A 12745-nucleotide genomic window follows, 5' to 3' on the forward strand; every position below is an offset into this window, starting at 1 on the left:
TAACTATTTTTGTAATGTGCAACAATAAAAAACACCACAGATATGAAAACTTCTACTTCTCTCCGCCAAAACTCAAGTTACTTTTACTTAATTGGATTACTGAGTTTTCTGCTTACATCGTGTGGCTCTTACCAAAATGCTTCTTATTATGACAATGACGGAGTTTATGGCAAATCTACAAACACGTACGCACAAACAGCTACAACAAGCACCAATAATCAATATAAAGATTACTTTAAGTCGCTTCAAGACGATAATCAGCCAACTGAAATTTTTACTGATGTAGACAATTACAGTAATTATGCTGTAAACGACAGTACACAAACAGCAACAGCTTACCCTGCTTGGGGAAGCGGTACTACAGAAACTTCAGTAACCTACTATTCAGATCCATCAATGTATTGGGGATTTGGTTTCGGATGGGGCTATTCTGGTTATGGATACGGCTGGGGATACCCATATTACGGTTGGGGAGGCTATTATCCAGGCTGGGGCTATTACCCAGGATATGGATACCCAGGATGGGGATATCCATGTTACGGTTATGGCTACGGATACAACAATTATTCTTACAGCTATGGAAGAAGAGGATCTGCAGCATATTATGGATCTAGAGGATATGCATCAAGAGATTCATATGCAGGAAGAGGTTCATACGCTGGAAGAAATTACACTGGACGAGATTTTGCCAGCAGAAATTATGCAGGAAGAAGTTCTTATTCAGGAAGAGATTACGCTGGAAGAAGCAGCAATAGTACAACCAGCAGAGGCTACTCAGATTTCAGAAGAAGTTCTTCTGTAAATGGCAGAACCTATTCAAGTCCAACTTTTACAGACAGAAGAGGTACTGCTCAAGGTCAAAGTAATGGTTATGATTATTCTAACAGAAGATCAAGTGCCGGGACAAGTAACAGAAGTTATAGTACTCCAAACAACAACTCGGCAAGAACTTACTCTCCTAGCCCATCACGTTCAATGGACAGTGGCGGTGGAGGCGGAAGAAGCTACAGCGGCGGCGGAAGCAGTGGCGGTGGCGGAAGATCTTACGGTGGCGGCGGTGGCGGCGGAAGAAGATAAAATCTCTTCCGTAAATCATTCAATCACTTTAAAAACTTAACCAAAATGAAAAAAATATTCTTCCTATTTATAACAGGACTATCTATTAGTGCCTTACATTCACAAGAAGTATCAGACGCTGTTCGTTATGGACAGGAAAATTTAACCGGAACCGCACGTTTCAGAGCAATGAGTGGTGCATTTGGAGCCGTTGGAGGAGACTTATCTGCTTTAAGCGTGAATCCAGCTGGATCTGCAATTTTCAACAATAATCAAATTGGGATATCTTTCAGCAATCAGACCGTTAAAAATAATTCTAATTATTTTGGAACTGAAACAAGCGATAAAGACAACTCTTTTATACTAAATCAAGCTGGTGGTGTTTTTGTTTTTCATGATCACAATCCAAATAATAATTGGACTAAGATTGCAATTGGAACAACTTATGAAAACACAAACAATTTCAATAGTGATGTATTTTCTGTTGGAACCAATCCAAGAAACTCAATTGATCAGTACTTTTTGACTTATGCTAATGGAATTCCATTAGGAAACATAACCAATATCCCATATCGAGATCAGTACTATGATGAGCAACAAGCCTATTTTGGATATCAAGGATATATTATCAATCCAGTATCTAATACTGACAACAATACACAATACACTTCAAATGTTCCAGCTGGCGGTAATTACTACCAAGAAAACGAAATTTACGCGAGAGGATACAACAGTAAATTGAGTTTTAATATTGCAACTTCATATAAGGACAGAATTTATTTTGGAGCTAATCTGAATGTTCATATTACAGATTACAGAAGATCAAGCAGTTTTTACGAAGACAACAGCAATCCGTTAGAGGCCGGAGAAACAATCTCAAATCTTCGTTTTAATAATGACTTATATACTTACGGAAACGGATTTTCTTTCCAGTTAGGAGCAATTGCCAAAGTTACTGATGCTTTCAGACTAGGACTTGCGTACGAATCAAACACTTGGTACGATTTATATGATGAAGTTTCACAAAGTCTAACTACCACAAGACAAGCTGCAGGTGGGCAAGAAATACATGAATCTATTAATCCAAATCTTGTCAATGTTTATGACAGATACACTTTGCAGACACCTGGAAAATTTACATTTAGTGGCGCTTATGTATTTGGAAAATCAGGCTTAATTAGTGTTGATTACTCTATTAAGGATTATGCAAATACAAAATACAAACCAACCAGCGATCCAGGATTCAGAGGGTTAAATGCTGACATGAACAGTCAATTGACATCTAATGGAGAATTAAGAATTGGTGCCGAATACAAAATACAACACTTAAGTCTTCGTGGCGGATACCGTTTTGAAGGAAGTCCGTACAAAAACGGAACTACAATTGGTGATTTAAACAGTTATTCAGGAGGTTTGGGTTATAGTTTTGGAGCAACTAAATTAGATTTGGCTTATTCTTATTTAGAGAGAAAATCAAATCAAGGATTTTTTGCCACTGGATTTACAGATGGAGCAAACATTACATCAAAACTTAACAATGTAAGTTTGACCCTATTATTTGAATTGTAATCAGAAATTAAAATAGATGAATAGAGATTTCCGTCAGGTGTTTGCTTGACGGATTTTTTTTAGCCCCGATGGAAGCGGCATCCTTTTTCTTGCTCCTTTAGCAAGGAAAAGATATAGCGGACAGCGGGATTAGCTTCATAAAAAACACCTAAAAGAAACTGAAACAAGCGGTGTTTGAATAAAAAAGTGTAATTTTGCACTCCAATTTATAAAAGTATGAGAACCAAGTCTTTAAAAAAGAACAAAATTAACGTTATCACTCTTGGGTGTTCAAAAAATGTTTATGACAGTGAAGTCCTTATGGGACAGCTGCGCGCTAATGGAAAAGAAGTTGAACACGAAGCTCCTGCGGAAAAAGAAGGAAACATTATTGTAATTAACACTTGTGGTTTTATCGATAACGCTAAAGCCGAATCAGTAAATATGATTTTGGAATATGCAGATAAAAAAGACAAAGGCTTAGTTGATAAAGTTTTTGTAACAGGATGTTTATCTGAACGTTACAGACCAGATTTAGAAAAAGAAATTCCGAATGTAGATCAATATTTTGGTACAACTGAATTACCACAATTATTGAAGGCTTTAGGTGCCGATTATAAACACGAATTATTAGGAGAACGTTTAACTACAACTCCAAAAAATTATGCCTACTTAAAAATTGCAGAAGGATGCGACAGACCTTGCAGTTTTTGCGCAATTCCGCTTATGCGTGGGGCGCACGTTTCGCAGTCAATTGAAAAATTAGTAAAAGAAGCTGAAGGTTTAGCTAAAAATGGCGTTAAAGAATTAATTTTGATTGCTCAGGATTTAACTTATTACGGACTTGATCTTTATAAGAAGAGAAATCTTGGAGAACTTTTAGAAGCATTGGTTAAAGTTGAAGGAATCGAATGGATTCGTTTACACTATGCATTCCCAACTGGTTTCCCAATGGATGTTTTGGAAATAATGAAACGCGAACCAAAAATTTGTAATTATATCGATATTCCGTTACAGCATATTTCTGATTCCATCTTAAAATCAATGCGCCGCGGTACAACTCAGGCAAAAACAACAAAGTTATTAAAAGATTTCCGTGCTTCAGTTCCTGGAATGGCAATCAGAACAACTTTAATTGTTGGATATCCTGGAGAAACTCAGGAAGATTTTGAGATTTTGAAGGATTTTGTTCAGGAAATGAAATTTGACAGAATGGGATGTTTTGCTTATTCTCATGAAGAAAATACGCATGCTTATTTATTAGAAGATGATGTTCCGAACGATGTAAAACAAGCCCGAGCTAATGAAATAATGGAATTGCAGTCGCAAATTTCATGGGATTTGAACCAAGAAAAAGTTGGACAAGTTTACAAATGTATCATTGACAGAAAAGAAGGAGCACATTTTGTAGGCCGAACAGAATTTGACAGTCCTGATGTTGACAACGAAGTATTGATCGATGCATCTAAACATTATGTAAAAACAGGTGAATTTGTTAATATTAAAATAATAGAAGCGACAGAATTTGATTTATACGGAGAACCTGCTTAAATTTACGCTAAATTATTATCAATTTAGATAACAACTTACTATGAAACCTACGAACACATTTTTTCTTTTGATTTTCACTATATGCTGTTTTAATTTAGCGTCAGCTCAGTATGGAGGCAGCTACAATGGTTATAATAATGGCTATGGCGGAGGTTATGGACGCGGAGGCGGAATGGGCATGGACAGAAGCATGATGTCTGGACCACAGAGTTCTCCAAGCAAGCCAAAAGAGATTCCTGTAGAAGAAACTGCAGCAAAAATCGTTGAGCAAATGAAACCAGAAGTAAAACTTGATGAACTTCAAGCTATTGCAATCGCAAATGTTTTGGCAGACAGCATGAAAGAACAAGGAATTCTTTTGAAAAACGAAAGCAGCAGTCAAGATGAAAAATTGGAACAGATTAAAGCTTTAAGAGAAAGTACTAATAAAAAAATTACTGCTTTCTTAAATCCTGATCAAATAGAAAAATACACTGCTTTCATGGCCAATTTTAAGGAAATCAAAAAAGATAAATCAAAAAAGAAAAAAGATTCTAAAGACAAAAAAGAAGCAACAGAAGAAGAAAAAACAATAAAAGCTGGAGAATAATTTTTTAGACTTCAACTTACAATGTGAATGATCATGGTAAAAAAACATTTTTGTTATTTGATATTAGCAATTATTATAACTTCTTGCTCTACAAATCCATATAAAACTACTGAAAAGGTATACGATCAGCAGCTTAAAACTTTAGAAAATCAAATTACAAGTAAAGATCCTCAAGCAATTCCTCCAGTTAGTCCTGTTGTAATTGACACTACTTATGCCGCGCAATTAGGCATTGTAAAAGATACTTTATCAAAAACGGGCTCTACTCATTTGGTAAATGGTATAACAACAGAATGGATTGGAACGGTAAATTTCAATTTAAGAAAACCAAGCTTTATTATCATTCACCATACAGCTCAAGATTCGCTAAAGCAGACGATCAACACTTTTACTAAAACTAAAACACAGGTTAGTGCGCATTATATTATTTCTGAAAACGGAAAAGTAGTGCAAATGCTGAATGATTATTTAAGAGCATGGCATGCGGGCGCTTCAACTTGGGGAAAAAACACTGACCTCAACTCAAGTTCAATTGGAATTGAATTAGACAACAACGGTTTCAAACCTTTTACAGAAACCCAAATCAGCAGTTTAGTGGCTCTTTTGACAAAATTGAAAAAGGATTATAATATACCGACACAAAATATATTAGGCCATTCTGACATTGCCCCAGGAAGAAAACAAGATCCAAGTGCTTTATTTCCTTGGAAAACTCTAGCTGAAAAAGGATTTGGAATCTGGCCAGATGAAGTTTTAGAAGAAGCTCCTTTTGATTTTAAAATTGAACAAGCACTTCGAATCATTGGTTACAACACAAAAAACCTTTCGGCAGCAATTATGGCTTTTAAATTACATTATATTCAAACGGATGTAACTCCTACTTTGGACCGCAAAACAATCGATACTATTTACTCCATTTACAAAAAACAGATACAATAGTAATTCAAATAATAAAAAAAAGCGCGTTTCTAGCATTTAGAAACGCGCTTTTTTTTTATGCCAGAGCTAAGAATTTAAATACAAGAAGAAAGAGACAAGAAGAAAGATTTACAAATGTAAATGGTAGCAGTTGTTTTATGTCTAGTTAAGCAAAGCTCTTTATATCAAGTAACTTATTTATTGGAACATCTTGTTGTGAGACGACAGGAATAATATTCTCTAAGTTTTATTTTAAAAGTATAACATTCTGACAAAGAAATTATTATTGAAACTCAAAGTTCTTAATAATATTTTCAATTTCACATCGTAAATCTTTCTTCTTGCCTCTTTCTTCTAACAATTAACTACTCGCATAATAAAAAAGCTGCCAAAACATTAATATGTTTCGACAGCTCCAAAAAAAAAAAAAAAAAATATCAATCTTTATCTCTAGAAAGAGTATGTTGTAGCTATAAGTCCATAAAACGATCCGCCTGTTGGCAATGCATCGCTATCTAAAAAGATATCTTCAGATGCAGCATCGTATCTTAACTCAGGAATTATAGTCAGTTTTCCAACTTTATAATTTAAAGAAACTGTGTTTGCAAATACACTTGAACCTGTTAAAGTTCCTAAACTTGGCGCTGCATCTTTAGCATCGAAATATTCCATTCTGTAAGCTAATAATAGTGATGGAGAGAACGAGTAATTTGCATATCCTACTAATGAAAACCATTCTCCATCTAAATCGCCGTCAAAATCATTTTTTGTTTTAGCGTAAGTAGCATTGAATCCAAGACCGAAACTATCACTAATTGTTTTTGATGCAACTAAATCAAATTGTGTTTTATTTTCGTCAGATGCTGGGTTACTGCTTCCTGAAGTAAAGTTCAAATAAGCGCTTCCTGTTTCTCCAATATATCCAACTTGCCCGATATAAGTTTTTTGAGTTGAACCAGCATCCATAGCTGATTTAAAATCTGTTGGGTTCGTAATACCAAACATTGCTGTAAATTTTCCTGAAGTATATTGTGCTTTTACTCCAGTATTAAAGAATGGACCATAAGAAAAAGCATATGACATACTGTAGTTTTTATTATCAACAGCATCTAAAACTTCATATCCGATATGAGTACCAAAACTACCCGCTACAAATTTAAATTTCTCAGTAACATTATAAGTAAAGAACAATTGTTTAATTAAAAATTTTGCATTTATATCTTTATCTGTTGTTTCATTATATGAAAATTCGCCTGCTCTTTTTCCGAATCCTAAGTCCACAAATACAGAAGCTTTTCCAAAAGTATGACCTGCTTCTATTGACGCCATTCCTAGTTCAAATGAATCCTGAGAGTTGGTAAAGCTCGTTAATCCGTTCATTTGTTTAGAAAAATCATATTTATAGTACGCATCTGCTGATCCGCCCCATGTCGTTGCTGGTGGAGTTGAAGTCTCTGTATCATCTTGAGCAAAAGCAAAAGAACTCGTTAACATCGCGGCTAAAATGTGTAATACTTTTTTCATGTTTTAATTGGTTTTTGGTTATTAATTGATTCTGGTTAGTTAATCTTTATATAGCTTATTTAATAGTATATGTCAGTTCTAAAAATCCCTCATCATCTTCAAAAAACCCCTTCATTTTCATTAGCGAATTTATTAACTTTTGTATGAGTAGAACAATTGAAAACAACTTTTTTGATGTTTTAGAGGCAGAATTATGGATTACAAAAATTTAATAACCAATAATCGTTATTTGACATTTATATCGATTCATTTTTGAAAATTCAACAACACGATTTTAGCCATTTTTAAATTTTAAAAAGGGTTAATCACATAAAAACAACAAAAAATCAAGCAAAAACAGCTAAATAAAACAATAAAAAAATACAACCCCCTAAAATATTAGGGGGTGTAAAATAAAAATAATAAAAACATGCAAGATATTATAAAAACCAAATCTCATAAAAAACAGTAATTACACAAAGTTAAAATTCCTACAAAAAATAAACCTACAAAACAGCACAAAACAATCTTGAAGAACAGATGTAATTTTTCTTTTTAACACAAAAAAGCCTGTTCAAAATTGAACAGGCTTCATAAAGAATAGAACAATTATTTTATTCTTGAGTATTATATTTTCTTAAAAACGTTCTGACTTTAATACCGGATTCTTTTAAATCTTCATCTTTCCATTTCCCTTCAGATTTTGCCGATTTATTGAGAATAGAACAAGTTTCGTCTTTATCAGAAACAGACCATGTGACCCAGCTTAGTTTTCTAGATTCCATCCAATCAATATAATCCTGCCACGCTTTTACATTTAGAGGCCCATCACCAGATGCTTCCATTCCTGCGGATTCTGAAACAAAAACCGGCAATCCGCTTTTTATAGCGGCATCTGTACGATCTCTTAATTCCTTGCCATGTGTTGCCGCATAAAAATGCATCGTATACATTATATTATTGTATCCTGTAATCGGATCTTCTGCAGGGAGATTAATATCCTGATCCCAATGCGGAGAACCAACCAAAATAATATTATTAGGATCATTTTCTCTGATTACACGAATTATCTCTTCTGCATAAGTTTTAACTTCCCACCAAGTTTCATAATCCGGTTCATTAAAAATCTCATATATTATATTCGGATACTTGGCATACTTTTTTGACATCTCGGCAAAAAAAGCCGTTGCTTCTTTCAAATTAACATTATGACTGTGCCAATCAATTATCACATAAATATCTGATTTGATAGCTCCGTTTACAACCGCTTCAATTTTTTCTTTTGAAAACTGAGGTTCTTTCATATAGGACATCTCGCCTAACTCAATTCCCATTGCAGCTCTGACAACATTACAATTAAAATCTTTTTTCAGCCAGCTTACTGCTTTTTCATTATAAAATCTCGGCCACATGCTATGCCAGCCAAAACTCAATCCGCGCAAAACAATTGGATCGTTATTTTTATCAACTAATTGAGTTCCGTTAACACTTAACTGCCCGTGCTTTTTGACAAACTGAGCCTGTAAAACACATGAAAAGAGCAATAAAACAATAATATAAAAATGACTTCTTGATTTCATAAATTAAAATTTAAGGCGTTAATCGAAGTGTAATTACATCGTATGATGCGAGATCAGAAGCAAAATTCTTTTTAGTTGTTCCAATTTCTTTGTTCTTCCAAAGATCTTTTATTTTATAGGTTACTTTATTAAAATCGGCTTCATAGCCAAAATCAGCATCCTTAATTATATTCTTTTTAAAATCGAAATTGACTTTTTTAGCAACATCACTTCTATTGATGAAAGTTATTGCCCAATTTCCATCAGATAAAGGCTTAACCCAAACCTCCAAACCATCTTCTGAAGCATATTTAAAACCTTGAATTCCTAATTTATCCTGATTGACAGCAATCAAATCTTTATTCGTCAAAATCGCCAGTGTTTCTTTCGACATTTTTCGATAGTCATTTCCTGTAAATAAAGGGGATGAAAGCATACACCACATAGCAAAATGTGATTTATCTTCGGTATCATTCATTTCGTTTCCAACTTCCATCATGTCAAAATCATTCCAATGATCTGGACCAGAATATTTACGGATATCTTTTCGCATTTCGGCAATTTTCATGAATCCCCAAGACGACCAATTTTCAGGATGTTTAAATTCGCAGTCAAAACAAGGATAAATATCTCCCGAAATTCTCCAAAGATTTCCAACTGGCTTTCCCCACTCCCACGGCTGATTATCACCCCATTCGCAAAGGCTGAAAACTATTGGTCTTCCGGCCGTTTTTAATGCATTGCTCATTGTTGTATAAGCCTCAGGAGCCGTAATACCTTTTGTATTACACCAATCGTACTTCAAAAAATCGATTCCTAATTTGGCATAAAAACGAGCGTCCTGATATTCGTAGCCACGAGTTCCTGGATATCCAGCACAAGTTTGAGTGCCGGCGCAATTGTATAAACCAAACTTCAATCCTTTGCTGTGCACATAATCGATTAGTGCTTTCATTCCGCTAGGAAATTTTACAGGATCAGGAACAAGATCACCATTTGCGTCACGTTCTCTTGTCATCCAGCCGTCATCTAAAACAATATAATTATATCCTGCCGCAGCTAAACCTGATGAAACCATAATATCGGCAGTTTCTTTGACTAATTTCTCATCAATGTTTGTTGCAAAAGTATTCCATGAATTCCAGCCCATTGGTGGTGTCATAGCTAAACCTTCAAACTTCCCTCCTGCCTGATTATGTGTATTTCCCTGCCCAAAACTCAGGCACGAAACGAATAGAGCAAATGCTGAAATAATCTTTTTCATAATTAAAATTTCAAATTATTTATAATTAAAAAAAGTATTCCCTAATTGAGTAGATTAGGGAATACTTAAACAAAACTCAAAACAAATAACTGCTTTTTATTTTAATACAAATCCCATGTCATCCATAAGGATTGTATTTCCTCCAAAATTACCCGATTCCTGAAGTGTCAGCTGATCGAAAGTAGTTGGATTTCCAATATCTGAAAATGGAATTTCAATTGTAGTCCAATTTGAAGTTATTGTTTTTTTAATTTGATAAGCCCATCCGCCAAAAACAAATATTACACTAGCAGCGGTATTTGTTGACCCGGATTTCACTTTTACTCTAAATGCTTTATATTTTGAAATATTTCTAGAATTAAATTTCATATCAGCACCGTTCCATCCTCCAAATACAAATTTAATTGAAGATTTACCTTGCACTTTATCATCTTTAAAGTCTGTATCAAAAGTATCGCTACCGCTCCACATCCAATGTCCAGCATCACCTTGCAACGCATCATCATATAACGCAGAACCAATTGCTTCTTCAGAAACAGTCGAACCAGAAATATTTGTTACCGTAACATATTTATCTGTTGCATTAGCTGGCATTTTAAATTTAATCTCAGTCAATGTAGAAGAAATTACAGGTACATCTGCCGTTCCAACTTTCACCGTTGGATTTAAGAAATAATCACCATAAACTGTTACAATTTCACCTTCAGCAGCATTAATAGAATTATAACTCTCGAATTTTGGTGTTGGCGGTGCAATCACAAAATCATACAAAACAGTTCCCGCTTTTGTAACAACTTTTAATTTATTACTTGAATTTGCATAGGGCGTTTTCTCGTCGATTAAAACAAATATTGCAGTATCTGTAACTAAGGTCGGGTTGAAATAAGTATCAAAATCATTAAAATAGATTTTGGTTGTATTTAAAAGCCCAGTTCCCTGAATGATATAGTAATTTTTAGGATCTCCAACCTTAACCGGAACCAAAGTACCTTCAACAGATTTTGCAACACTTGTGATTACAGGTGCTCCGCCCCCGCTTGAAGCTTCTTCATTGTCACATGAAGAAAATACACCCAGCACCATGAATACCATCGTAAAGAATGGCAAAAGGTATTTAATTTTTATATTTTTCATAGTTGTCAAATTTTAGTAATTATTTAAAAGTATACGGAACTGGCGCTTGCAATAACTTAGGATTCTTAGCCACCTCATTGTCCGGATAATCCATATAGAAATCATTTGTTGCATGATCTTGGCTGTATACCGGCGTGTAGTGACGTTCAGCATATCTGTCTCCTCTATTTTGAGCCGACATAATTGCGATTGCTTTATTTTTATCTATACGACCTAAATCAAACCAATAATCACCTTCAAAACACAATTCTTTTCTTCTTTCTAAAAAGATATCATCAAAAGTAATTGAAGTTAAATTAGCCAAACCAGCTCTTTTTCTAACTTGATTAATTGAATTTAATGCACTTGCATCAGTAGTAGTTGCATTTGCTCCCAAAACTGCTTCGGCATGAATAAGCAGTAACTCTGCATAACGCATAACATAAGAGTTATTATCCATCATTGCCCATGCATCGGCTTGACCAGTAGCACTTCCGTTTACAACACCAATACAATATTTTTTAATTGCACCGCCCGATCCTTGTGCTAAATCTTTACCTGCTGGAACCGTAAAACCAATACCCTGCGTTGTTTTGATTGCAGGATAAGAATCTCCAGCAACCATAACCGTTTCATGTTTTCTTAAGTCGCCAGCTCCATACAATGAAAGAATTACTTCTTGACTTGGCCCAAAAACTCCTGCATAAGATGCATTAGAAGTTGACAATGTACCATCCTGAAATCCAAATTGCGTATTACAGTTGTTTGCTGAACCGTAAGCTCCGTCGCCTTTCCACTGAATCGCAAAAATAGATTCTTCGTTATTGTTATTTGGATAAGTAAACAAATCTGCAAAACTTTTCCCTGGCAACTGATCACCTCCTAAAAGCTTAAATTCACCACTGCTGATAACTGCTTCAGCCATTGCTTTTGCATTTGCATAATCTTTTTGATACAAATATACTTTTGCCAGCAATGCTCTTGCAGAACCTTTAGAAACATGGCCGTTGCTTGCATAATTAGCTCCTCTTGTTTTGGCCGCTAATAATTCAATTGCTTTTAAATAATCCATTGTGATTAATTTATAAACATCAGCAACTGTATTGGTGTTTACATAAGGATTACTGGTATAATCAAGCGGATTTTCGATAATTGGCACCGGTCCCCAAAGTCTTACCAAATCAAAATAAGCCGTAGCTCTCATAAAATAAGCCTCACCAATTGTATTGTTTAAAACAGCTGTATCAACGTCCGGACCAACTCGTGCGGCCAAAAAGTTAATAATCATATTAGACTGCTGTACATTTGCCCATAAAGATGACCATCCGTTTACTAATTCGGGATCACTTCCGTTTAATGAAAACGTTCTTAATCCGCTTACGTCTGGCGAACCCGAATACATATTTCCTGAACCCACTTCAAGCGCCCACCAAAACTTATTATACATTTGAAACCAAGTTCGGCTGTACATACCATTTGTTGCCGATGAAACCTGATCATTTGTGCTGTAGTAAGAATCTAAACTTATTCCATCTTCAGAAGGTCTGTCCGTAAAATCATCTGAACATGATGCAAAAGTCAGAAATGCTGTTGCTATAAAAAGCAAACTATATCTATTTAAAAAAGATTTCTTTTTCATTTTTA

The 12745-nt window shown here is 34.8% G+C and carries 10 protein-coding genes; 5 read left to right on the forward strand and 5 right to left on the reverse strand.

Annotation, left to right across the window (positions count from 1 at the left end):
- Positions 1–42: 42 nt before the first annotated feature.
- From GKZ88_RS09285 to GKZ88_RS09305, 5 genes are all read left to right on the forward strand, one after another.
- Complete coding sequence (locus GKZ88_RS09285; protein ID WP_155102088.1) at positions 43–1077, forward strand: hypothetical protein; 1035 nt, start codon at positions 43–45, stop codon at positions 1075–1077.
- Between the two features lie 45 nt (positions 1078–1122).
- Complete coding sequence (locus GKZ88_RS09290; RefSeq protein ID WP_155102089.1) at positions 1123–2625, forward strand: outer membrane protein transport protein; 1503 nt, start codon at positions 1123–1125, stop codon at positions 2623–2625.
- A gap of 216 nt (positions 2626–2841) precedes the next feature.
- Positions 2842–4155, forward strand: coding sequence for a 30S ribosomal protein S12 methylthiotransferase RimO (rimO, locus tag GKZ88_RS09295; protein ID WP_155102090.1), 1314 nt, complete (start codon positions 2842–2844; stop codon positions 4153–4155).
- Between the two features lie 40 nt (positions 4156–4195).
- On the forward strand, positions 4196–4744 hold the full coding sequence (locus GKZ88_RS09300; protein WP_155102091.1) for a hypothetical protein: 549 nt from the start codon (positions 4196–4198) through the stop codon (positions 4742–4744).
- Between the two features lie 33 nt (positions 4745–4777).
- Positions 4778–5683, forward strand: coding sequence for an N-acetylmuramoyl-L-alanine amidase (locus GKZ88_RS09305; RefSeq protein WP_155102092.1), 906 nt, complete (start codon positions 4778–4780; stop codon positions 5681–5683).
- A 429-nt stretch (positions 5684–6112) separates the two neighbouring features.
- Here GKZ88_RS09305 and GKZ88_RS09310 read toward each other — a convergent pair whose 3' ends face one another.
- From GKZ88_RS09310 to GKZ88_RS09330, 5 genes are all read right to left on the reverse strand, one after another.
- The gene (locus GKZ88_RS09310) at positions 6113–7186 is read right to left on the reverse strand and encodes an outer membrane beta-barrel protein (RefSeq protein WP_155102093.1); all 1074 of its coding nucleotides are present in this window, start codon (positions 7184–7186) and stop codon (positions 6113–6115) included.
- A gap of 593 nt (positions 7187–7779) precedes the next feature.
- Positions 7780–8745 carry a glycoside hydrolase family 5 protein gene (locus tag GKZ88_RS09315; protein WP_155102094.1) on the reverse strand — a complete coding sequence of 322 codons (966 nt, stop codon included), beginning with the start codon at positions 8743–8745 and terminating at the stop codon, positions 7780–7782.
- Between the two features lie 10 nt (positions 8746–8755).
- Entirely contained in the window at positions 8756–9988 is a 1233-nt protein-coding gene (locus GKZ88_RS09320; RefSeq protein WP_155102095.1) for a glycoside hydrolase family 27 protein, read from the reverse strand.
- A gap of 96 nt (positions 9989–10084) precedes the next feature.
- Entirely contained in the window at positions 10085–11122 is a 1038-nt protein-coding gene (locus GKZ88_RS09325; RefSeq protein WP_155102096.1) for an IPT/TIG domain-containing protein, read from the reverse strand.
- A gap of 19 nt (positions 11123–11141) precedes the next feature.
- A complete protein-coding gene (locus tag GKZ88_RS09330; protein WP_155102097.1) occupies positions 11142–12740 on the reverse strand; it encodes a RagB/SusD family nutrient uptake outer membrane protein in 1599 nt (532 codons plus the stop codon).
- Positions 12741–12745 lie beyond the last annotated feature (5 nt).

The sequence above is a fragment of the Flavobacterium sp. LC2016-01 genome (genome assembly GCF_009711135.1).
Taxonomy (GTDB): Bacteria; Bacteroidota; Bacteroidia; order Flavobacteriales; family Flavobacteriaceae; genus Flavobacterium.